19 protein-coding genes and 3 tRNA genes are annotated in these 21,177 nt (G+C 72.7%); 7 read left to right on the top strand and 15 right to left on the bottom strand.

Going from position 1 to position 21,177, the window contains the following annotated elements; translation table 11 throughout:
• Nucleotides 1-106 precede the first annotated feature (106 nt).
• A complete protein-coding gene (locus ACH4OW_RS07805) occupies nucleotides 107-862 on the bottom strand; it encodes a response regulator transcription factor (RefSeq protein WP_360125125.1) in 756 nt (251 codons plus the stop codon).
• A 370-nt stretch (nucleotides 863-1,232) separates the two neighbouring features.
• On the opposite strand from ACH4OW_RS07805, the gene ACH4OW_RS07800 reads away from it, so the two are divergent.
• Complete coding sequence (locus ACH4OW_RS07800) at nucleotides 1,233-1,808, top strand: NADPH-dependent FMN reductase (RefSeq protein WP_398025779.1); 576 nt, start codon at nucleotides 1,233-1,235, stop codon at nucleotides 1,806-1,808.
• 57 nt (nucleotides 1,809-1,865) lie between these two features.
• Here ACH4OW_RS07800 and ACH4OW_RS07795 read toward each other — a convergent pair whose 3' ends face one another.
• Both ACH4OW_RS07795 and ACH4OW_RS07790 read right to left on the bottom strand, forming a co-directional pair.
• Nucleotides 1,866-2,819, bottom strand: coding sequence for a DUF2797 domain-containing protein (locus tag ACH4OW_RS07795; protein WP_398025777.1), 954 nt, complete (start codon nucleotides 2,817-2,819; stop codon nucleotides 1,866-1,868).
• On the bottom strand, nucleotides 2,816-3,862 hold the full coding sequence (locus tag ACH4OW_RS07790; protein ID WP_360125129.1) for a helix-turn-helix domain-containing protein: 1,047 nt from the start codon (nucleotides 3,860-3,862) through the stop codon (nucleotides 2,816-2,818). The genes ACH4OW_RS07795 and ACH4OW_RS07790 overlap by 4 nt, the downstream gene beginning before the upstream one ends.
• 81 nt (nucleotides 3,863-3,943) lie before the next feature.
• On the opposite strand from ACH4OW_RS07790, the gene ACH4OW_RS07785 reads away from it, so the two are divergent.
• A complete protein-coding gene (locus tag ACH4OW_RS07785; RefSeq protein WP_398025775.1) occupies nucleotides 3,944-4,723 on the top strand; it encodes an NAD(P)H-dependent oxidoreductase in 780 nt (259 codons plus the stop codon).
• A 66-nt stretch (nucleotides 4,724-4,789) separates the two neighbouring features.
• Here the strand turns inward: ACH4OW_RS07785 and ACH4OW_RS07780 are convergent.
• The 5 genes from ACH4OW_RS07780 to ACH4OW_RS07760 all read right to left on the bottom strand — a co-directional run bounded on the left by ACH4OW_RS07780 (nucleotide 4,790) and on the right by ACH4OW_RS07760 (nucleotide 6,936).
• Nucleotides 4,790-4,863 (bottom strand) — tRNA-Met (locus tag ACH4OW_RS07780).
• 84 nt (nucleotides 4,864-4,947) lie between these two features.
• A complete protein-coding gene (locus ACH4OW_RS07775) occupies nucleotides 4,948-5,451 on the bottom strand; it encodes a hypothetical protein (protein WP_398025773.1) in 504 nt (167 codons plus the stop codon).
• Between the two features lie 184 nt (nucleotides 5,452-5,635).
• Nucleotides 5,636-5,708 (bottom strand) — tRNA-Arg (locus ACH4OW_RS07770).
• Nucleotides 5,709-5,840: 132 nt separating this feature from the next.
• Complete coding sequence (locus tag ACH4OW_RS07765) at nucleotides 5,841-6,467, bottom strand: HD domain-containing protein (RefSeq protein ID WP_398026005.1); 627 nt, start codon at nucleotides 6,465-6,467, stop codon at nucleotides 5,841-5,843.
• Between the two features lie 378 nt (nucleotides 6,468-6,845).
• A tRNA-Ser gene (locus ACH4OW_RS07760) sits at nucleotides 6,846-6,936 on the bottom strand.
• 360 nt (nucleotides 6,937-7,296) lie between these two features.
• Here ACH4OW_RS07760 and ACH4OW_RS07755 point away from each other — a divergent pair.
• The gene (locus ACH4OW_RS07755; protein ID WP_398025771.1) at nucleotides 7,297-7,776 is read left to right on the top strand and encodes an SSI family serine proteinase inhibitor; all 480 of its coding nucleotides are present in this window, start codon (nucleotides 7,297-7,299) and stop codon (nucleotides 7,774-7,776) included.
• Nucleotides 7,777-7,968: 192 nt separating this feature from the next.
• Nucleotides 7,969-11,922: a PAS domain-containing protein gene (locus tag ACH4OW_RS07750; RefSeq protein ID WP_398025769.1), complete on the top strand. Its 3,954-nt coding sequence runs from the start codon at nucleotides 7,969-7,971 to the stop codon at nucleotides 11,920-11,922.
• 180 nt (nucleotides 11,923-12,102) lie between these two features.
• Here ACH4OW_RS07750 and ACH4OW_RS07745 read toward each other — a convergent pair whose 3' ends face one another.
• Both ACH4OW_RS07745 and ACH4OW_RS07740 read right to left on the bottom strand, forming a co-directional pair.
• On the bottom strand, nucleotides 12,103-13,755 hold the full coding sequence (locus tag ACH4OW_RS07745; RefSeq protein WP_398025767.1) for a long-chain fatty acid--CoA ligase: 1,653 nt from the start codon (nucleotides 13,753-13,755) through the stop codon (nucleotides 12,103-12,105).
• 188 nt (nucleotides 13,756-13,943) lie between these two features.
• Nucleotides 13,944-14,417: an ATP-binding protein gene (locus ACH4OW_RS07740; protein ID WP_398025765.1), complete on the bottom strand. Its 474-nt coding sequence runs from the start codon at nucleotides 14,415-14,417 to the stop codon at nucleotides 13,944-13,946.
• 268 nt (nucleotides 14,418-14,685) lie between these two features.
• On the opposite strand from ACH4OW_RS07740, the gene ACH4OW_RS07735 reads away from it, so the two are divergent.
• From ACH4OW_RS07735 to ACH4OW_RS07725, 3 genes are all read left to right on the top strand, one after another.
• On the top strand, nucleotides 14,686-15,513 hold the full coding sequence (locus tag ACH4OW_RS07735) for a helix-turn-helix transcriptional regulator (RefSeq protein ID WP_360125143.1): 828 nt from the start codon (nucleotides 14,686-14,688) through the stop codon (nucleotides 15,511-15,513).
• Nucleotides 15,514-15,524: 11 nt separating this feature from the next.
• Complete coding sequence (locus tag ACH4OW_RS07730; RefSeq protein ID WP_360125144.1) at nucleotides 15,525-15,719, top strand: DUF397 domain-containing protein; 195 nt, start codon at nucleotides 15,525-15,527, stop codon at nucleotides 15,717-15,719.
• A gap of 232 nt (nucleotides 15,720-15,951) precedes the next feature.
• Nucleotides 15,952-16,791, top strand: coding sequence for an MOSC domain-containing protein (locus ACH4OW_RS07725; protein WP_398025763.1), 840 nt, complete (start codon nucleotides 15,952-15,954; stop codon nucleotides 16,789-16,791).
• A gap of 19 nt (nucleotides 16,792-16,810) precedes the next feature.
• On the opposite strand, the gene ACH4OW_RS07720 is transcribed toward ACH4OW_RS07725, so the two are convergent.
• From ACH4OW_RS07720 to ACH4OW_RS07700, 5 genes are all read right to left on the bottom strand, one after another.
• Nucleotides 16,811-17,344, bottom strand: coding sequence for a SigE family RNA polymerase sigma factor (locus ACH4OW_RS07720; RefSeq protein ID WP_360125147.1), 534 nt, complete (start codon nucleotides 17,342-17,344; stop codon nucleotides 16,811-16,813).
• Between the two features lie 177 nt (nucleotides 17,345-17,521).
• On the bottom strand, nucleotides 17,522-18,385 hold the full coding sequence (locus ACH4OW_RS07715) for a DUF1906 domain-containing protein (RefSeq protein WP_398025760.1): 864 nt from the start codon (nucleotides 18,383-18,385) through the stop codon (nucleotides 17,522-17,524).
• A 142-nt stretch (nucleotides 18,386-18,527) separates the two neighbouring features.
• Nucleotides 18,528-19,694: a lipid-transfer protein gene (locus tag ACH4OW_RS07710; RefSeq protein ID WP_398025758.1), complete on the bottom strand. Its 1,167-nt coding sequence runs from the start codon at nucleotides 19,692-19,694 to the stop codon at nucleotides 18,528-18,530.
• On the bottom strand, nucleotides 19,691-20,125 hold the full coding sequence (locus ACH4OW_RS07705; protein ID WP_360125152.1) for a MaoC/PaaZ C-terminal domain-containing protein: 435 nt from the start codon (nucleotides 20,123-20,125) through the stop codon (nucleotides 19,691-19,693). Before ACH4OW_RS07705 ends, ACH4OW_RS07710 begins: the two co-directional genes overlap by 4 nt.
• Complete coding sequence (locus ACH4OW_RS07700) at nucleotides 20,122-21,090, bottom strand: bifunctional MaoC family dehydratase N-terminal/OB-fold nucleic acid binding domain-containing protein (RefSeq protein WP_398025756.1); 969 nt, start codon at nucleotides 21,088-21,090, stop codon at nucleotides 20,122-20,124. The genes ACH4OW_RS07705 and ACH4OW_RS07700 overlap by 4 nt, the downstream gene beginning before the upstream one ends.
• Nucleotides 21,091-21,177: the final 87 nt, after the last annotated feature.

The following is a 21,177-nucleotide window of genomic DNA, read 5'->3' as shown; positions in this document are numbered from 1 at the left end:
GCGTCCAGCGACGCCGGGACCGGGCTCCCCTCCCGCCCGCTCGCCCGGACCCGCCCCGCCCCGGACCGCCCCGTCCGGACCCGCCCCGCGCGGCCTTCGCCACCCGCTACGCCCCCGGCTTGATCAGATACCCCGCGCCGCGGCGTGTGTGGATCATCGGGCTGCGCCCCGCGTCGATCTTCCGCCGCAGGTAGGAGATGTACAGCTCCACGACATTGGCCTGGCCGCCGAAGTCGTAGCTCCACACCCGGTCCAGGATCTGCGACTTGCTCAGCACCCGCCGCGGGTTGCGCATCAGATACCGCAGCAGCTCGAACTCGGTGGCCGTCAGGTGGATCTCCTGGCCGCCCCGCCACACCTCGTGGCTCTCCTCGTCGAGCAGCAGGTCTCCGACCGCCAGCAGCGACTCGCTGCGCACCGCGGCGGCGCCCGCCCTGCGCAGCAGCCCGCGCAGCCGCGCCACCACCTCCTCCAGGCTGAAAGGCTTGGTCACGTAGTCGTCACCGCCCGCCGTCAGCCCGGCGATCCGGTCCTCCACCGCGTCCTTGGCGGTCAGGAACAGCACCGGCACCTGGGGCAGTTCGTGGCGCAGCCGCCCCAGGACGGTCAGCCCGTCCATGTCCGGCAGCATCACGTCGAGCAGCACCGCGTCCGGCCGCCATTCACGCGCGGCCCGCAGCGCGGCCGTACCGTCACCCTCGGCGCGGATGTCCCAGCCTTCGTAACGCAGCGCCAAGGACAGCAGTTCGGCGAGCGACGCCTCGTCGTCGACGACCAGCACCCGTACCGGGCTCCCGTCGGGACGCAGCAGCTCGGCGGGCTTCTTGGCGGCTGATGCTGATGTGGACGCTGTCACGGTCATGCTGTCGAGGCTGACCACCCCCTCTGAGAGCCGTCTTGCGCGTATCTGTGAATCTCCTGAGAAACACCCGTCACCGCAGCACGAATTCAGTGGAACCGGACTGGGCCGCCCCCCGCGCGGTCCAGCCGGTCACCACGGGAAACAGCATGGCACCCACCACTGACAATCGCCTTGACCTGCGGTGATAGCCGTATGAGAGGGGTGAAGGGCCGAATGAGAGGGGCGGAGGACCGGGCCGCGCGTACTGCGGGTCGGCGCCCGCGGTGCCCTACGAGCATCAATCGCCCCACTCCCGGCCCTCTCCCGGTCCAGGGCCCGGCCCCCGCCCGCCCCTTGCCTTGACCCGGGCGTCAATCCGTACCGTCACGGCATGAAGATCGTCGCCCTCAACGGCAGCCTGCGCGCCCGCTCCACCAACGGCGCCGTCCTGCGCTCCGCCCTCGCCCTCACCGACGCCGCGGCGGCCACCGCCGGCATCCGCGAACTCCCCCACTTCGACCCCGACCTGGACCACCAGGGCGCCACCCCGCCCGCCCCGGTGGCCGCGCTGCGCCGTGCCGTGGCGGACGCGGACGCCGTACTGGTCGTCAGCCCCGAATACGCCCACGGCGTCCCCGGCGTCCTCAAGAATGCCCTCGACTGGCTGGTCAGCAGCGCCGAGTTCCTCGGCAAACCGGTCGCGGTCCTCACCGCCTCGCCGTCCCCCACCGGCGCCGAGCACGCCCACGCGCAGCTGCGGGAAACCTTGCGCATGATGTCCGCCGACGTCGTCCCGGACGCCTGCCGTGACCTGGCGGCCATCGCCCCGAAGACCGACCCCGACACCGGAACGGTGACCGACCCCGACACCCTCCAGGAACTGCGGACGGCCATGGCGGCACTGACCGCTGCTGCCGCAGCCGCAGCGACCGCCGCCCCCACTCCGCACGCCGATCAGCCCCAGTAACACCAGTAGCCCCAGTGGCCCCGGCCCCGGCCCCGGTCAGCCCCTTCGTCCCCCTCCTCAGAACAAACTCCCCTGCGCCCCGTCCTCCCCCCTCACCTCACCCTTCCCCTTCCCCTTCCCCCTCCCCTTCCCGACCCGCACCGTCGCCGTAGTAACCCCACCCGCCGCGCCTCGCAACACCCACCCCGCCAACAACCGCGCGTCCACCACAAAAACCCCGCCCTCTCCCCCGGCGCCCCGCACATACAGGTCCGACCCCGCCCCCGCCACGACGTCCCCCACGATTTCCTCGCCGGCGGCCAGCCCCGCGACCTCCCCGGCCCCCGCCGGAATCCGCGCCAGCCCGAACACCTCCGTGTGGTCCGTCCACGCGAACGCAGCCGGTTCCAGCGCCTCCGGCCACCCTTCCAGCCCGCGCGCCGCCTCGTGCAGCCCGGCCAGTGCCGCCACCCGCTCGGGCACCGGCGGCAGCGCGGCCCGCGCCGCCCGCTTCTCCGCCTTGCCGTACCGGTCCCGTACCTCCAGCGCGCTGCCCAGCAGTGCCTCCGCCCGGCGCGCCGCCATCAGCGGTCCGCGCCCCAGCCACGCGTACGTGACCGCGCCCTGCTCCACCAGGCGCGCGGCCCCGCGCTCGGCCGCCGTGATGCCCACCTTGAGCATCCCCGGCCCGAAATAGGCCAGATAGACCCCGTACGGACGCGGATCGTCGGCCATCGTGTCCGCCGCCACCGACCGCGAACGGTCCAGCCGCGCGCACTCCGCGCACTGGTCCCGGGCGCTCCCGCCGTCGAGCACCGCCGCGTACGGGCACACGGCCCAGCGCGCGCCGCGCCGCACCCCGAGGCACCGCCGCTCGCCCGTCACCGCGAACGCCAGCGCCTTGCCCTCAGGCAGCGCGCTGCGCCGCTGAGCGCCGCGCTCCGGGCAGTACCACCCGAGCCCCTGCTCGTGGCCCTCCCAGCGCGGCCCCGTGCACCACCAGGCCCCGGCTCCGGCCCCGAACCCGCTCACCGGCCGGACCCCGCCCCCGCCATGGCGGCGTGGCCGCCGGCTCCCCTGTAGGTGCTGCGATACGCACTCGGCGACACCCCGACCGCCGCCTGGAGGTGTTGCCGCAGCGAGGCCGCCGTGCCGAACCCGGCGTCCGCCGCCACCCGGTCCACCGGCAGTTCCGTCTCCTCCAGCAACTGCCGGGCCCGCTCGACGCGTTGCCGTGTCAGCCATTGCAACGGCGACACGCCGACCTCCTCGCGGAACCGCCGGGTGAAGGTGCGCACGCTCATCGACTCGCACGAGGCCAGCTCCCGCAGCGTCACCGGGCGTTCCAGGTGCTCCAGCGCCCAGGCGCGAGCCGCGGCCGTCGAGGAGAGCCGCGGCTCGGGCACCGGCCGCTGGATGAACTGGGCCTGCCCGCCCTCCCGGTGCGGCGGTACGACCGTACGCCGCGCCACCTCGTTGGCCACCGCAGCGCCGTGATCACACCTGATCATGTGCAGGCACAGGTCGATCCCCGAGGCGACACCCGCGGCCGTGAGGACACGCCCCTCATCCGTATACAAGACATCCGCATCCAGCTCCACCGCCGGAAACAGCCGCCGGAACTGCTCCGCCGACCGCCAGTGCGTCGTCGCCCGCCGCCCCTCCAGCAACCCGGCCGCCGCCAGCACGAACGACCCCGTACAGATCGACGCGACACGAGTACCCGGCCGGATCGCCGCCATCGCCCGCGCCATCCCCTCGCTCAGGCATCCGTCGCCGTCCCCGTAGTCCTGCTGCGAGGCCGGCACCACGACGGTGTCCGCCTCCGCCAGGGCTTGCGGCCCGTACCGCACGTTGACCGTGAAATCCGCGTCGGTGCGCAGTTCCCCCGGCTCCGGCGCGCACGTCAGCACCTCGTACAGCCGCTCCCCTTCGGCCGTCTCGGCCTGCCCGAAGACCCGGTGCACGATCCCCAGCTCCATCGGCAGCAGCCCGTGCCGCACCAGTACGGCGATCCGGTGCCGCCCGTCCTCCGCGAAAACACCCATGGCCCGATCCTGACACATGCTGGCCATTCGGCCACTCGTCCGAGCCCCGCCCCCACCGCAAGATCGACACATCCGCCCCCTTTTTTCTTCCCACCCCGGAGGTACGCCATGAAGGTCCTGTGGATCGCCGCCCACCCCGAACAGCGCTCCCTGAACGGAGCCCTCAAGGACGAAGGCATACGCACCCTCCGCGCCCACGGCCACGAGGTCCAGCTCTCCGACCTCTACGCCATGAAGTGGAACCCGGTCGTCGACGCCGACGACTTCGACCACGCCCCGGAAGCACGCCTGCACGTCGGCAACGCGTCCGAACGCGCTTATACGGGCGGCCATTTGAGCCCGGACATCCGCGCGGAACAGGAGAAGGTCACCTGGGCCGACGCCCTCGTCGTGCAGTTCCCCCTCTGGTGGTACGGCATGCCCGCCATCCTCAAGGGCTGGTTCGACCGCGTCTTCGTCAAGGGCTTCGCGTACGGCATCGACGACCCCGCCACCGGCCGGACCCTGCGCTACGGCGACGGCCCGCTGGCCGGCAAGCGCGCCATGACCGTCGTCACCGCCGGCGCCCGCCCCGCCTCCATCGGCCCCCGAGGCGTCAACGGCGACCTCGACGACCTGCTCTTCCCCCTCCACCACGGCACCTACTGGTACACCGGCATGAGCGCCCTCCCGCCCTTCCTCGTCCCCTCGGCGGACCGCATGACCCCCGAGGGCTTCGAGACCACCGCCGACGCCCTCCGCACCCGCCTCCTGGCCATCCCCACGACCCCGCCCCTGCCCTTCCGCCGCCAGAACTCCCCCGACTACGACCCGGACACCCTCACCCTCCGCCCGGACCTCGCCCCGCACACCACCGGCCCGGCCGCCCACTACACGGACGCCCCCTAAAAAGCCTGCCGCGACGCACAAAAAAGACCGGTCCGGCACTTTCCAGTGCCGGACCGGTCTTCGCAGTAGCGGGGACAGGATTTGAACCTGCGACCTCTGGGTTATGAGCCCAGCGAGCTACCGAGCTGCTCCACCCCGCGTCGGTGAACCCAACTCTACGCCACCCCCACCCCCAGAGGGAAATCGTTTAACCCGGCTCCCGGGAAGGCGCCCCCTCACCACCTCTACCCGAAGGCCGAAACAGCCGGGAATGTCCAGAAGGTCACAGTCGGCCCGTAGGAACCGTCTCCCTCGTCGCTCACCTCTACGGTGATTTCCCGGTCGGGGTAGCGCGCGGACAGGATTCCCTGCCAGCACTCCCCCAGGGCCAGCGCGAGTTGAGGCAGTTCCTCCCCGAGCCGATCGTCATCCGTCAAAGGAGTGTTGCCGAAAACGGACCACAACTCGACGTGGTTGACGACGCGTTCGATACGGCGCCGATCGTCCTCCAGGTTCGCGAACCAGTCGTCGACAGAGCCCTGACCGAAGTTTTCCTTGAGGAACACGCAGCCCCGGTACTCGACCGTCTCGGGACAGAACAGCCAAGCCGCGGCCAGGACGAAACGCAGGCCCCCCTCGAAATCAAGGTAGCTGTCCGGCGAAAGGCCCTCGTCCTTCCAGTCAGTGCGCCACCGCCGGAAGAACATCGGCAGCTCACGCTCGGACCACACCGGTTTACTGCTGCTCACGGGACCTCCCAGGGGGCGCGACGCACACCCACATGATCACGGAAGCGCCGGGCCGCAGCTCCATCCGCGTGATCGTGGGCAGCTGTACGTTTGGCCGCTCCTTCGGAGGCGTGCCGTTGACTACGACCGTCAGCCCCATGACGAGAGGCCCTGTCGATTACTCGACAGGGCCTCTGGCCTGCTGTGCGCTCGGCAGGATTCGAACCTGCAACCTTCTGATCCGTAGTCAGATGCTCTATCCGTTAAGCTACGAGCGCTTGGCTTTCCGGCGGTTTTTCTTGCCGGTCGGCGTTGCAGAAAGAACATTACACGAACCTCGCCGTGAGGCGAAATCCGACGGCCCCACCCCCTCTGACCTGCGAAAACGTCCCGATGGCGGCGAGTGGGGGCTACTCGGGCCAGGCGGCGTCCTCGATGATCTGCACGAAATCCGGACGGATGTAGTCCGGGTCGAAGCGGGCCAGGACGTCGGCCTTGACGTTGCCGAAGGTGGTCTCCGGGCGGTGGGCGATGCCCTGGTGGAAGGCGCGGAGGATGCGGCGCTTGAAATCGGGGCGCGGGTGGGCGGTGAGGATCTCGTCGCGGGCCCCGGGCGGGAGGGTGTCGTAGCCGATGCCGAGGACGTCGAGTTCGACGCCGGCGGTGACGAGGGCGATCTCGGGGGCCATGTGGTGCGGGATCTCCGGCGTGGTGTGCAGGGCGATGGCCTCCCAGGCGAGGCGGGCGCGGTCGGCGGGGACGCCGTGGGCGGTCAGGAAGCGGCGGGCCTCGTCGGCGCCGTCCAGTTCGAAGCGCTGCCGGGAGGAGCGGAACCGGTCGGTCAGTCCGAGGTCGTGGAAGAGGGCGCCGACGTAGAGGAGTTCCGCGTCGAAGGCCAGGTCCCGTTCGCGGCCGTGCCGGGCGCCGAAGAGGTAGACGCGGCGGGAGTGGTGGTAGATCAGCTCGTCGGTGGTGTCCCGGATGAGCTCGGTGGCCTCCTTGGCCAGTGCGCTGTCGGGGATGGGGATGCCGGCGATGTGGGTGTGGGTGGTGTGGGAGGTGTGGGTGGCGCGGCGGGTGGCAGTCGAGGTTTCTTCCGGGCCCGGCCCCTGGTTCTGGTCCGGCCTCCGGTCCCGATCCGCGCTCCGGTCCTTATCCGGCCCCCGACCCTGGTCCTGGCTCCGATTGCTCTCGTCCCGGTCCCGGCTCCGGTCGCCCCGGTTCTCGTCCCGGTTGGTTGTCATGGGAGCAGGGTGGCGCGGATACGGCGTGTGCGCCCGGGGGGATCCGGCCAGTGTCGTACGGAGGCGGTGCGGGGGCTGTGTCGCCGCGGTGCGGAGGTGTTCGCGTCGCGTACGGATGCGGAAATGCGTTCGGGCCCCGGTCGTGGTGACCGGGGCCCGAACTAAAGGGAGCGGAGGCGGAGGGATTTGAACCCTCGATGGGCTTTAAAACCCAAACCGCATTAGCAGTGCGGCGCCATAGACCGGACTAGGCGACGCCTCCACACGCCCCGACCGCGCGCAAGCGCGATGTGGCGTGACCAGATGATGGCACAGCTCGGCGGGCTGTCACCAATCGGCCCCTACGGTACTCGGGGCACCGGCCACCCGGCAAAGGTCTTTCGGCCGCGATTCGCAGGCGGCCGGGGGTGGTCAGGAAGGGCGTCCGGAGGGGGCGACCAGAGGGTGCGGCCGTCGCGTACGGGAATGGGTAATCGAACGGGGTTCGGACATCGGGCCGGGCGGGCGGCGGCGCGCAACGTCGGCCCGTGCGGCGCGTTAGACGCTGCGGGGACGGGACGGTCCCGGCGGGAACGCCCCCGTACCGGCCCCGGCCCTGTCCCCGTACGACCTGGAGTCCGCGATGCCGATCCGCCGGCTGCCCCGCCTCGCCACGGCTGCCACCACCGCCACCGCCGCCCTCGCCCTGGCGGCCCCGGCCGCCACCTCCGCCCCCGCCGACATCCTGGTCGGCACCCCGGCCACGGCGGCGCCCCGCCCGCTGCCGCGCCCCGCCGACCACCTGGTGATCACCGTCACCGACTCCGGCAAGGCGGCCATGGACGGCCGGCGCGAGCTGTACTGCCACCCGGCGCGCGGCACCCACACCGACGCGCGCGGCGCCTGCGACAAGCTGGACACCCTGACCCGGTGGGGCAGGGACGCGTTCGCGGGCGTGCCGAAGGACAGCAAGTGCACGATGCAGTACGGCGGGCCCGCCACCGCGCAGATCACCGGGACCTGGGCGGGGCGTCCGGTCAACGCCCAGTTCAAGCGCACCAACGGCTGTGAGATCGGACGCTGGGACCGGTTCGTGCCGGTGCTGCCCTCGGCCGGTTCGTGACGCCGAAGCGGGCCAGTTCAGGACGCGGGGCACATGTCGGGCGTGCGGCGAGTCGCACAATCCCGTGGCATTACCTCCTCGTGATCCGTCTCCGCGTCCACATCCGGTGCCCGTAGACTCCTTTCCAGTGACCCGCTGCGGACGTTGCGGCGGGCTCGGCAAGGTGCGGTAACTCAGGGAGGAAGCGTCGTCGTGAGCAGCAGGCCATCCCGAGGCGCTGCTCGCCTCGCAGCCATACTCGACGCCCTGCCCGACGCGTTGCTGCTGGTGAACTGCAACGGCACGGTCGTCAACGCCAACGCCATCGCCCTGGAGACCTTCGAGGCGCCGGGCACCGCCCTGGTGGGCCGCGGGCTGCTCGACCTGCTGCCGTCCTTCGACTCCAAGCGCATTCCGGGGTCGATGCGGCGCCACGACGACCAGGAGCAGGGGCCGCGTACGAAGCCGACGCGGATGGTCGCGCGGCGCACCGACGGCAGCGAGCTGCTGGTCGAGGTGACCAGCGCCAACCTGGAGGACGGCCGTACTCCGTACGAGTCCGCCTTCGAGGCCGCGTACGCCGACCACCGCAACGGCTACACCGGCGACGAGCTGCTGATGCTCGTCGTGCGGGACCTGACCGGCACGCTCGACACCGAGACCGAGCTGGCCCGCCAGCAGCGGCAGACCGAGATGATCCTGCGCGCGGCGGCCGAGGGCGTGGTCGGCGTCGACTCCGACGGCAAGGTCGTCCTCGTCAACCCGTCCGCCGCGCAGATCCTGGGCTACCGGGCGAGCGAGCTGGGCGGCAAGGAGCTGCACCCGCTGATCCACCACTCGCGGGCGGACGGCACGCCGCTGCCCTGGGAGGAGACGCCGCTCGCCGACTCCCTGCGGTCCGGGCGCAAGCACCGGGTGCGGGGGCAGGCACTGTGGGCCAAGGACGGGCGGTCGGTCCCGGTGGACCTGACGACCGCGCCGGTACGCGACGGCGACCAGCTCGTCGGCGCGGTGATGACGTTCACCGACCGGCGTCCGTACGACGCGCTGGCGGCGCGGCACTCGCAGCTGCTGGCCGTGCTGGACCAGTCGCTGCGCGGGCCGCTGGAGGAGTTGAAGGCCGAGCTGGGCACGCTCGCCGCCGATCCGGCCGGGCAGCTGTGGCCGGAGGCGAACCAGATCCTGCACCACCTGGCCGCCGGGTACGCGCGGATGACGACGCTGGTCGACAACGTGCTGAGCTACCAGCGGCTGGACGCGGGCGGTGAGCGCCTCGACCGGGCGAAGGTGTCGCTCGACGGGGTGGTGGCGGCCGGTGTCGAGGGTGCGATCGAGCTGATCGGCCCCGGGCGCGCGCAGTTCGCCGTGCACGCGCCGCCGATCGACGCCGAGGTGGACGCGGCCCGGCTGGCCCAGGCCCTGTCGCACCTGATCGCGGACGTGGCGGGCGTGGACGCGACGGGCAAGGCGGCGGGCGGCGCCGAGGACGGTGCGGCCGCCGCTTCCGGGGACTCGACGATCGTGGTGGCCGCCGCGCAGCGCGGCGAGGTCGTACGGATCGAGGTGCGCGGCCCGTACGGCGGCGGCAACCCGGTCCACGCGCCCATCGTGCGCGGCATCGTGCGGCAGCACGGCGGTGTGCTCCAGACGCACCAGGTGCCGGGCGCGGGCGGCAGCGCGTACGTGCTGGAGGTGCCGGTGTCGGCCGGTGGCGCGCCGGTGGCCGGTGCCGCGGGCGCCGACCGGGCGCGCGAGGCGACGGGCAACGAGACGACCGTGATGCCGGTGCCCGCCGAGCGGGCCCGGGGGACGCAGGCGCAGGGGGACGCGGGGGCGCGGCCCGCCGGTGCGCGTGCGGCGGGCGGCTCCGGTGTGCCGGGCGGCGAGACGGAGAGTGGCGGGGCCGAGGACACGCCGACCGGGCGCCGGCGTGCGCGCCGGGCGGACGTGCCGGCCCAGCAGCAGCCGGGCGGTGGCACCGCAGCCGCGGCCGGTAGCGGCGGCGGCCAGGTGCCCCGGGCCCGTAACGAAGCGGATGCGCGCGGCCCCCAGGGGCCGGGTCCCGGCGGCAGCGGCTCGGGCGGCGGGCGTCCGGGCGCGGAGCCGGGGGCGCCGGGCGCGTCCGGGATGCCGCAGGGCATGGCTGGGGCCGAGGTCGTACCGCCCGGTGGCCGGCGGCAGGACGTATCGCAGGACGTACCGGAGAACGCCGCACGGCCCGCGCTCCCCGCGCTCGCGAGCGCGGGGCAGGGGCAGGGGCAGGCTGCCCCGGGCCAGGTGGCGCCGTCCGGGCGGCGGGCGCGCCGGGCGCTGGCCGACACGGCCGAACGTCCGGTCCCGGACCAGCAGCAGGCCCCGGCGCCCAACCGGCACTCGGCCTTCGCGCTGCCGCCGGCGGCCGCGGACCAGCTTCCGCAGTCCCCCCTGCCCCCGCGGCCGGTCCTGCCGGGACAGGCGTCGGGGCAGGCCGCGGATGCCCAGGAGAGCACGGGCACGGGCCGCCGCCGGGCGCACCCGGGTACGGCGGAGGCCGCGGGCGAGGACGCGGGCGCGCACGACCCGTCCGCTCCCGGGGGCGGCTGGGGTCCCGAGCCGACCGGGCGGCGCCGTGCGCGGCGGGCCGCCGCCGAGGAGCGGGCGGCGGCCGCGATGGCCGACTCCGAGTCGACGGGGACGTTCGTGGCCGGGCCCGAGGGCCTGGTGGCGCACCCTGCCGAGGGCGGGCCCACGGCAGGCGCCGGAGCCGCTCCGGCGGCCGCCGACGCGCCGCCCGCACCGACCGGGCGGCGGCGCGGCCGCCCCAGCCCGGTGGAGGCGGAGCAGGCGCAGCAGCCCGCCGCCGGGCCAGCGGAAGCGAGCGGTGCCGGTACGGCAGCCGACGGTCTCGGCGGCGCCCAGGCGCCCGCACAGGCCCCGGCAGTCCCCCGGCAGCCGCAGCCCGCGCCCGCCGCCCCGGAGGGGGCCGAGGACGACGACACGGCGGGCGGCACCGCCGCCGGCCACTCCCACGGGCGGGCGTTCAGCGTGCGCACGCTCGGGCAGGGCGTGCCGTTCTCGCAGCAGCTCGCCGACCAGCAGCGCCAGGGCGCACCCGGCAACCAGGCCGCACCTGGCAGCCAGGCCGCACCCGGCAACCAGGCCGCCGGGGCTCCCGCGGCCGGTTCGGGCCGCCGGCGCAAGCTGGCCCAGCCGCCGCAGGAGGCGGAGCGTACGGCCGCGTCCGACGCGGCGCCCGCCGAGGCCCGCCCGCACCCGCAGCCCGGCGGCCAGGCGCCAGGCCAGGCGCAACAGCAACCGCAGCAGCACCTGTTGAACAGCTCCGAGGGGCGCGCCTTCGCGGTCTCCGCGCCCGACGAGGGCAGCGAGGGCCCCGAGCCGCTGGACGGCCCGAACGGCGCCGTCGAGGTGACGGAGCACCCGCCGCAGCCGATGGACGACGAGCTGCCGCCGGAGCCGCTGGACAACCCGCGCCGGCTGCTGGTGTGGCCCGCCCCCGACGTCTCCACCCAGCAGGCGCTGAGCGACCGCGGCTACCGCCCGGTGATCGTCAACTCCCGCGAGGAGGTGGACGCGCAGATCGCCGCGTACCCGGCGGCGCTGTTCGTCGACCCGCTGACCGGGCCGATCACCCGTACCGCCCTCCAGTCGCTGCGTATGGCGGCGGTGGCGGCCGAGGTGCCGGTCCTGGTGACCGCGGGCCTCGGGCAGGCGACCCGGGAGGCGGCGTACGGTGCCGACCCGGCCGTACTCCTGAAGGCGCTCGCCCCGCGCGACAGCGAACAGCACCCGCCGCGCGTCCTGCTGACCGAGGAGAACGACGCCGTCGCGGGCGCGCTGACGGCGTCGCTGGAGCGGCGCGGTATGCAGGTCGCGCGCGCCGCGACGGACGCGGACGCGGTCACGCTGGCCGCGCAGACCCGGCCGAACCTGGTGGTGATGGACCTGATGCAGGTACGCCGCCGCCGGGCCGGGATCGTCGACTGGCTGCGCTCGAACGGCCTGCTCAACCGCACCCCGCTGGTCGTCTACACCTCGGCCGACCTGGACCCGGCCCAGCTGCCGCGGCTCGCGGCGGGCGAGACCGTGCTCTTCCTGGCGGAGCGCTCGACGAGCGCGGAGGTGCAGTCCCGAATCGTCGACCTGCTCGCCAAGATCGGTACGAACTGAGCCGCCGAAATCCGGGCCACCGGGAACCGGGTCGCCGGGATCCGGACCACCGGGAACCGGGCCACTGGAAACCGAGCCACCGGGAACCGGGCCACTTGTAAACCGGGCCACCGGAAGGGGCCGTCCGTGCGGACGGCCCCTTCCGTACGCCCCCTTCCGTACGCCCCCGCGCCGCCGGGCTCAACCCACGCGCGTGACGGTCAGCTCCCCGTCCGCGTACTGCTTGCGCAGCACCTTCTTGTCGAACTTGCCAACGCTGGTCTTCGGTACGGCCACCACCGCCGTCCACCGCTCCGGCAGCTGCCAGCGCGCCACCCGCTCGCCGAGGAAGGCCCGCAGCTCCTCGAACCCGGCGCTCGCGCCGTCCCGCATGACCACGGCCGCCAGCGGGCGTTCGCCCCACTTGTCGTCCGGTACGGCCACCACGGCCGCCTCCGCGATCTCCGGGTGCGCCATCAGGTGGTTCTCCAGCTCCACCGAGGAGATCCACTCGCCGCCCGACTTGATGACGTCCTTGGCGCGGTCGGTCAGGGTCAGGTAGCCGTCCGGCGTGATGGTGCCGACGTCGCCGGTGCGCAGCCAGCCGTCGGGGCTGAACTTGTCCTCGGGGCGCTGGTCGGCGCCGTCCGCGCCGCCGTAGTACGCGCCCGCGATCCACGGCCCGCGCACCTCCAGCTCGCCCGCCGACTCCCCGTCCCACGGCAGGTGCTCGCCGTCGGGGCCGATCAGCCGGGCCTCCACGGAGGCCGGGAAGCGGCCCTGCGTCGCGCGGTAGGCCCACTCCTCGTCGCCGCTCACGCCGGCCGGCGGGTGCGAGACGGAGCCGAGCGGCGAGGTCTCGGTCATGCCCCAGGCGTGCACCACGCGCAGCCCGTGGCGCTCCTCGAAGGCGCGCATCAGGGTGGGCGGACACGCGGAGCCGCCGATGACGACGTTGCGCAGCGAGGTGACGTCGCGCTTGGTGGCGTCCAGCTCGCCGAGCAGGCCCTGCCAGATGGTGGGCACGGCGGCGGCGATGGTCGGCCGTACCGTCTCGATCATCTCGGCGAGCGGCGCGGGCTGCAGGAAGCGGTCCGGCATCAGCAGCGAGGCGCCCGCCATGAACGAGGCGTGCGGCAGGCCCCAGGCGTTCACGTGAAACATGGGGACCACAGGAAGCGCGATGTCCTGTGAGCCCAGTGCGAACGCCTCGGCGTTGTTGACCTGCATCGAGTGCAGGTAGAGCGAACGGTGACTGTAGGCCACGCCCTTGGGGTCGCCGGTCGTGCCGGAGGTGTAGCAGAGCGCGGCGGCCTGCCGCTCGTCGAGCTCCGGCCAGTCGTACTGCTCCGGACGGCCCGCGATCAGCTCCTCGTACTCGTGGACGCGCGGCCGGACGCCTTCCAGCAGGGAGCGGTCGCCCGCCCCGGCCACGACGACGTGCTCGACGCCCGGCAGGTGCCGCAGCAGCGGCGCCAGCAGCGGCAGCAGGGAGCCGTTGACGAGGACGACGCGGTCGGCCGCGTGGTTGACGATCCAGATCAGCTGCTCGACGGGGAGGCGCAGGTTGAGCGTGTGGAGCACGGCGCCCATGGAGGGGATGGCAAGGTACGCCTCCACGTGCTCGGCGTTGTTCCACATGAGAGTGGCGATACGTTCGTCGCCCCGGACGCCGAGTTCGTCGCGGAGCGCGTGGGCCAGCTGGGCGGCGCGGGCGCCGGTCTCCGCGTAACTGCGGCGGTGCGGCTCGCCGGCACCGGTCCAGGTGATCACCTCGGCCTTTCCGTGGATCGTCGCGCCGTGCGTCAAGATCCTCGAAACGAGCAGGGGTACGTCTTGCATCGTGCTCTGCACCGGGAGCCTCCCCATAGGGTGCGCCTGTTACGCGCGGGTAAGTTCCTGGCGATTGTGCTGGTGTTCCTCGCGGTATGTCACTACCCGGCCAGTGCGTATTCGGCCGTTGTCCCGGTACGGGGCGGCTCCGCGACACCGCCGGTGAGCGGCACGGGGAGGGGGCGGAGCCCCCGTAGGGCCGACCTCGATCAGGCCATCTTCGCCATGTCGGGCGCGGCTCCGGCCCTGCCGCCCCGGTCGAGCGCGAACCACACCCCCTTGCGACGGCGCGCGTCGATGTTGGGCCGGTAGACGCCCCACCGGGACGCCAGGGCTTCAACCAGGTGCAGGCCACGCCCCGACCCGTCGTCGAGCAGCACGGGCAGGCTGAGGAGCCGGCTGCGGGGGGCGTCGTCCCACACGGCCACGCGTACGGATGCGGGGTGCACGGTCACGTCGAGACGTACGACGGCCGTGTCGGTGTGCAGGTGTACGTTCGTGACCAGCTCGCTGACCAAAACGCGCACGTCGTCGACGAGTTCGGCGTTGCCGGTCAGGGTCATGAGGTCGGTCACGACGGCCCGGGCGATCCCCGGCGCGGTGGCCCGGTTGAGCAGGTCGAACCGGAACGCGTCCCGTGCGACGGGGAGTGTGGAGGCTGGTTTCGAGGGTGCGAGAGTCATGGCTACGTCTCCCAACGCGATGGTGCGCGCTGCCCGCTGCCGTGGCCTGGCCACTCCCCAGGTACGCACCCAATGGGCGCGCGAGTGACTGCACTTCGGCGTTCCGACGTGCGGCGCGGTGGTGCCATGACCGTAGGGCACATCCATGAGACGGCACAAGGATGAGACGGGGTCGTGACGTTGACAGGTGGACCCGTGAGACCGTGTCGCGTCAGACTGGGAACGCCGACCAGAAGAGGGGCCGATGCCACCAAGAAGCAGTCCCACCGTGCGGCAGCAACGGCTGGGCGCGGAACTGCGAAAGCTCCGCGAGGCGTCAGGGATGCCCGCACGCGAGGCCGGATCCCTGCTCGGCGGAAATCAGGCGCAGATCAGCCATCTGGAGTCGGGACGGTGGGGGATCAGCGCGGAGCGGGTTCGCCGTCTCGCCTCGCTCTACTCCGCCGGCGATTCCGCCCTGATCAACGCCCTCTGCGACATGGCCGAGGAACGGCACAAAGGGTGGTGGGAGGAGTATCGCGGCGTCCTTCCACAAGGATTCCTGGATGTCGCGGAGTTGGAACATCACGCCCGGCGCATTCTGTCACTGCAAAGCCTCACGATTCCCGGCATCTTCCAGACGGCTGACTACGCGCGAACGATCTTCGGCGGAGCATTGCCTCCACTGCCGCAGACCGAACTCGATGCCCGCGTCGAGCAGCGCGTGAGGCGCCGCATACTGTTCGAGCGCGCCACCCCTCCGCCCTTCGAGGGAGTGATCAACGAGGCGGCTCTGCGCATGAGGTACGGCGGTCGCGCCGTCGCCCGCGGCCAGCTCGAATACCTGCTGGAAGTCGCTGAATGGCCGAGCGTGACGCTACAGGTCCTTCCGTTCTCCACAGAAGAATTCATCGGGTCAGCACAATCAGTACTTTACGCCGACGGCCCCGTTCCCCAGCTCGACACCGTGCAACTCGACAGCGCCTACGGGCCAGGGTTTCTGGACGCGGAGGCTCAACTGAGCAAATATCGCGCGGTTTTCGAAGCCGCCCGGCGAGCCTCGCTCAACCCTGCCGCATCGCGGGAACTTATCCACAGCATCGCAAAGGAAATGTGAGACTCGCAGACATGACCAGTTCGACCACATGGCAGAAGTCTTCTTACTCCGAGGCGACGGGAAATTGCGTCGAGATACGGACGCATGACGGAATGATCGAAGTCCGGGAGAGCGACAGCCCGGGCACCGTCATCACGACCACTCGTACGAAGTTCGAAGCGTTGATCCTGGACGTCAAGGCCGGGGAATTCGATCACGCGAGCTAGCCCGCCCGACGACATGCGAACGGACAAGCCCATGCCTCTGCGGAGGATGGGCTTGCGCCATATGCCGTCTCATGCTTGAGACGGCACGACCCGCGACGCCACGTTCTCCTCACGTCGCCGCTCCAGGACCCCACCCGCAACCCCACCCGCATCACCCCTTACCACGCGCTCCGCGCGCCGCGCACCAAGAAATCAGGAGTCTCGGACACTACGGTCGTGGCAGCCTGGGGGTATGGGGACGATGGTGGGAACGGTGACCACGCTGTGGCGGTATCCGGTGAAATCGCTGCTGGGTGAGGAGGTTCCAGACATTTCGGCGGACGCCCGCGGGCTGGCGGGGGACCGCGCGCTCGCGTTGGTGCACCAGACGTCCGGCCAGGTCGCCAGCGCGAAGAACCCACGGCTGTGGCGCGACTTGCTGAAGTTGCGGGCCGAGATCATCGACGGTGCCGTACGGATCACGCTGCCGTCCGGCCGGACCGTACGCTCCACCGACGCGCACGTCGACAAGACCCTCTCCGCCCACCTCGGGCAGCCCGTCACCCTGACCGACACCCCGCCCGAGAAGGCCACCCTGGAACGCTCCCGCCCCGAAGAGGTGCTGGCCGCCGGTGCGGCGGCCGAGGTGGGCCACGAGACCCTGGAGATCGCCTCGCAGGCCCCGCCCGGCACCTTCTTCGACTTCGCCCCGCTGCACCTGATCACCCGCGCCACGCTGGACCGGATCACCGAACTCGGCCCGCGGGCCACCACCGTCGAGGCGGAGCGCTACCGCCCCAACATCGTCATCCGCTCCGAGGCCGCCGGCTTCGTGGAGAACGACTGGCCGGGCCGCGAACTGCGCATCGGCGACGATCTCACCCTCCGCGTCGTGGCCCGCACGCCGCGCTGCGCCGTACCGACGCTGGAGCACGGCGGGCTGCCGCGCGACCCCGACGCGCTGCGGGTGCCCGCACGGCACAACCGGGTGGTGCCGATGGAAGGCATGGGCCCGCAGCCGTGCGCGGGGGTATACGCGCAGGTCGTACGGCCGGGACGGGTCCGGCAAGGCGACGCGGTCCGGCTGGTGTGAGGCCGGCGGGCTCCGCGGCCTACGCCGCGACGGCCAGCTCCGGGTCCTCGCGGAGCTTGGCCAGGGCGCGGGAGACCGCGCTCTTGACCGTGCCGACGGAGACCCCGAGCACCTCCGCGGTCTGCGCCTCGCTCAGGTCCTCGTAGTACCGCAGCACGACCATGGCCCGCTGCCGCGCCGGCAGCCGCAGCACCGCCCGCCACATCGCGTCCCGCAGCGCCTGTGCCTCGGCCGGGTCGGGCGCCGGCAGCGGGTCCGGCTCGGGTATCTCCTCGCAGGCGAACTCGTCGACCCTGCGCTTGCGCCACTGCGAGGTGCGGGTGTTCAGCAGGGCGCGGCGCACGTAGCCGTCCAGCGCCCGGTGGTCCTCGATCCGCTCCCACGCCACGAACGTCTTGGTCAGCGCGGTCTGCAGCAGGTCCTCCGCGTCGCTCGGGTTGGCGGTGAGCGAGCGGGCGGTCCGCAGCAGCACCGGCCCGCGGGCCCGTACGTACGAAGAGAACGACGGGAACACAGCGGCGCTGGAAGCGCTGGTGCACACTGGCGTGGTCATGCTCCAACGCTAGAAGCGTGGGGCACCACCACGGATCGCCCCCAGGTGCCGAAGCCCCCTCCGTCTCAAGTTGTACAGATGGGGCTGTCCTCACCTCCTAAAGGCGGACGACCGCCCCTCCCCCGTCAGGGTCCCGCCCCGACCAAGGTCCAGGCCGGGACCCTTGCCGTCCGGTTCCTACCGGATCACCGCGACCGGCGCGTCCACCTGGTTCCGGTCGATGACCAGCCGGCGCCCGCCGTGCGTCTCGGGGACGTTGCCCGCGTACTGGTGGATCCGGCGGTGCGGGCGCCATGCCTGGCCGGACAGTTCGGGCTCGCCGTACAGGTTCGGCTTGGTGTGCCAGCGCGCGAACCACATCACCGACGGCAGGTCCCGGGTACCGGCCTGCCGCGCCCGCTCCATGTGCCGTACGCCGGAGTCGGCGCTGCTGTAGAAGCCGGGCACGTAGCCCTGGCCGGCGACCTCACGGTTCCAGGCGGTGATGTAGCTCAGCGTCCGGCCGGTGCAGGAGGCGCTGCGCAGGCTGTACGCCTCCATGTCCAGGTACAGCGCGCTGTCCGGGGCGATCCCCAGCGCTTGGGCCCGCCGCACCGCGTCCCGGCCCTCGCTCGCGCCGACCTGGTCCGGGTTGCTGCCGATGGTGACCTTGCGCTTGTGCTTGTTGACGACGCAGGGCGCCTGCGAGCCGACGTAGAGCGGCAGCATCCGCCAGCCGGCGCCGTAGGCGGAGCGCACCCAGCCGGGGGTCAGGTTCGGCTGGTTGGGGCAGGCGCGGCCGCGGCCGCCGAAGTAGATGCCGATGCCGCGGTACTTGGAGCTCTTCCACGCTTGCAGGGTGCTCAGCGAAGGCGCCTTGCAGGTGTCGAACGCCCAGCCCTGGAACACGTTGGGGCCGCGCGGCCCGGCCCGGTCGGGCTCCGCTCCGGCGGCCGGCGCGAGGAGGGTGGCCAGCAGGCCGAGCAGGGCGGTGATCAGGGCTGTGAGCAGGGCGGTGGGGCGCAGGGCGCTCCGTCGGATGATCTTCTTTGTCGATCCCATACCGCGAGTCAAAGACCGGTCAAGGGGCGCGGTCCGCCGGACACGCCCGCCGCCGCGCGCATTCAGCCGTCTGGGGGCCTCATCGGAGAGGCGTGCGAAGCGGCGGTGCGGGCCGTGGGCGCGCGGCTCCGGACGCCGGTTCTCAGCCGTCCGCCGTGAGCACCAGCCCGGACGTCGGTACGCCCGTACCGGCGGTGACCAGCACGCGGGCGGCCCCCGCCACCTGGTTGACGGAGCTGCCGCGCACCTGCCGCACCGCCTCCGCGATGCCGTTCATGCCGTGCAGGTACGCCTCGCCCAGCTGTCCGCCGTGGGTGTTGAGCGGCAGCCCGCCCTCGGCCGTGAAATCCGCTGCCTCGCCCGGCGCACAGAAGCCGAACTCCTCCAGCTGCATCAGCACGAACGGGGTGAAGTGGTCGTAGAGGATGCCGACGTCGATGTCGGCGGGGCGCAGCCCGCTCGTACGCCACAGCTGCCGCGCCACCACGGCCGACTCCGGCAGCCCGGTCAGGCCGTCCCGGTAGAAGCTGGTCATCTGCTCCTGGGCGCGGCCCGCGCCCTGCGCGGCGGCGGTGATCACCGCGGGCGCCCGCGGCAGGTCACGGGCGCGTTCGAGCGAGGTCACCACGAGGGCCTGCCCGCCGTCCGTCTCCTGGCAGCAGTCCAGCAGCCGCAGCGGCTCCACGATCCAGCGGGAGGCGGCGTGGTCGGCGAGGGTGATCGGCCTGCCGTGGAAGTACGCGGCGGGGTTGCGCGCCGCGTACCGCCGCCCCGCGACCGCGACCTGCCCGAACACCTCCGGGGTGCGCCCGTACGCGTACAGGTACCGCTGAGCGGCCATGGCGACCCAGGAGGCGGGGGTCAGCAGCCCGGCGGGCAGGTTCCAGCCGAGCGCCGCGCCCTCGGCGGACGGTTCGCGCCGCTGCACGCCGGCGCCGAAGCGGCGTCCCGAGCGCTCGTTGAACGCCCGGTAGCAGACCACCACTTCGGCGATCCCGGACGCCACCGCGAGGGCCGCCTGCTGGACGGTCGCGCAGGCCGCGCCGCCGCCGTAGTGGACGCGGGAGAAGAAGGACAGCTCGCCGATGCCGGCCGCCTGGGCGACGGTGATCTCGGGGCTGGTGTCCATCGTGAAGGTGACCATGCCGTCCACGTCGTCCGGTCCGAGGCCGGCGTCGTCGAGGGCGGCCCGTACGGATTCGACGGCCAGCTTCAGTTCGCTGCGCCCCGAGTCCTTGGAGAACTCGGTCGCCCCGATGCCGGCGATGGCGGCCCGGCCGCCGAGCGTGTCCGCGCGGCGCAGGCTCACGGCGTGGCCTCCCCGCGCTCCGGGCCCGGCGGGCTTTCCGGGCCCGGCGGGGCCGGAACGGTGACGGTCACCGTGCCGGTGACGTGGCGGCCGAGCCGGTTGGTGCCCACGACCCGCACCTCCGCCGTGCCGCCGGCCAGCGAGGTGACCGTCCCGGTCAACTCCAGCTCGTCACCCGGGTAGTTGGGGGCGCCGAGACGGATCGCGACCTTGCGCAGCACGGCATGCGGGCCGAAGTGGTCGGTGACGTAGCGGCCCACGAGGCCGTTCGTCGTCAAGATGTTCATGAAGACGTCAGGGGAGCCCTTCGCCCTGGCCGCCTCGGCGTCGTGGTGCACGTCCTGGTAGTCGCGGGAGGCGACCGCCCCGGCGACGATGAGGGTGCGGGTGACGGGCACGGTCAGCGGCGGCAGTGCGTCACCGGCCCTCATGCCCGGCTCCCGCCGCCGTTGAAGACGGGCAGCACCAGGTCCTCTTCCACGGCGCGGAACTCCAGTCGTACGGGCATTCCGATGCGCACTTTCCCGTGCGGCACACCGACCACGCCGGCCACCATCCGTACCCCTTCCGTGAGTTCGATCAGCCCGACCGCGTACGGCGGGTCGAAGGCCGGGAAGGGCGGGTGGTGCATCACGACGTACGAGAACACCGTGCCGGTACCGGCGGCCTCCACGGTGTCCCAGCCCGCGCCGCCGCAGCGGTTGCACCCCGGCAGCCAGGGGAAACGCAGCGTCGCGCAGTCCGTGCAGCGCTGGACGAGGAGCCGGTGCCGGGCGACTCCGGCCCAGAAACCGGCGTTGTCGCGATTGACCACGGGCCGGGGGCGTGCGCCCTCGGCCCTGCCCCGGGCCGCTGCCGGGCGGCCCGCCACCACCCCGTCCGGCCGCCCCGCGGGCGCGTACTTGAGGATGCGGAACCGGTGCGTCCCGGCCGGTTCGCCGTCCGCGCGTACGTCCATGCGCGTCGTGACGAAGTACCCGGCCCCCAGCTTCGTCGTCTTGCGCCGCGACACCGCCTCGATGACGGCGTCGAAGGTGATCCGGTCGCCGGGCCGCAGCGGGCACAGGTACTCCTGCTCGCAGTCGGTCGCGACGACCGCGGTGCAGCCGGCGCCGTCCAGCAGGGCGAACAGCGCGTCGTACGCGGCGGAGCGGCCCGGGTGGCCGGAGAGGCCGCCCATCGTCCACGCCTGCAACATCGTCGGCGGGGCGACGGCTCCCGGCCCCCGGTAGGCGGGGTTGGTGTCGCCCATGGCCTCGCACCAGTGGCGGATCATCGGCTCGTTGACGGGGTCCTTGCCCTCGCCCGCCGTCACTGCGGCCAGGCCCTCGAAGGTTTTCAGTCGTTCGTACAGCTCGTCGCGTCCCTCGTCCTCGCCGGCCACGTCGTCGGCCACGCCCGCTGCCCCCTTCACGGATGCCAGGAAGGTTTCTGACTGTCCGTCAGGCGCGGTCGGCTGTCAAGCGGTGGGCTCGCTCCGCCG

It is taken from the genome of Streptomyces sp. NPDC017056 (assembly GCF_044332485.1).
In the GTDB taxonomy this organism is placed as follows: Bacteria; Actinomycetota; Actinomycetes; order Streptomycetales; family Streptomycetaceae; genus Streptomyces.
Note: the sequence above shows the minus strand (reverse complement) of the source record. Positions and strands in the feature narration are given on the sequence as shown.

Excerpts from the sequence above, each read along its gene's own strand:
- ACH4OW_RS07790 (WP_360125129.1), bottom strand. The coding sequence starts at position 3,862 with ATGGCCAGCATGTGTCAGGATCGGGCCATGGGTGTTTTCGCGGAGGAC.
- ACH4OW_RS07740 (WP_398025765.1), bottom strand. The coding sequence starts at position 14,417 with ATGACTCTCGCACCCTCGAAACCAGCCTCCACACTCCCCGTCGCACGG.
- ACH4OW_RS07720 (WP_360125147.1), bottom strand. The coding sequence starts at position 17,344 with ATGACCACGCCAGTGTGCACCAGCGCTTCCAGCGCCGCTGTGTTCCCG.
- ACH4OW_RS07715 (WP_398025760.1), bottom strand. The coding sequence starts at position 18,385 with ATGGGATCGACAAAGAAGATCATCCGACGGAGCGCCCTGCGCCCCACC.
- ACH4OW_RS07725 (WP_398025763.1), top strand. The coding sequence starts at position 15,952 with ATGGGGACGATGGTGGGAACGGTGACCACGCTGTGGCGGTATCCGGTG.
- ACH4OW_RS07800 (WP_398025779.1), top strand. The coding sequence starts at position 1,233 with ATGAAGATCGTCGCCCTCAACGGCAGCCTGCGCGCCCGCTCCACCAAC.
- ACH4OW_RS07785 (WP_398025775.1), top strand. The coding sequence starts at position 3,944 with ATGAAGGTCCTGTGGATCGCCGCCCACCCCGAACAGCGCTCCCTGAAC.
- ACH4OW_RS07705 (WP_360125152.1), bottom strand. The coding sequence starts at position 20,125 with ATGAGGGCCGGTGACGCACTGCCGCCGCTGACCGTGCCCGTCACCCGC.
- ACH4OW_RS07755 (WP_398025771.1), top strand. The coding sequence starts at position 7,297 with ATGCCGATCCGCCGGCTGCCCCGCCTCGCCACGGCTGCCACCACCGCC.
- ACH4OW_RS07730 (WP_360125144.1), top strand. The coding sequence starts at position 15,525 with ATGACCAGTTCGACCACATGGCAGAAGTCTTCTTACTCCGAGGCGACG.
- ACH4OW_RS07805 (WP_360125125.1), bottom strand. The coding sequence starts at position 862 with ATGACCGTGACAGCGTCCACATCAGCATCAGCCGCCAAGAAGCCCGCC.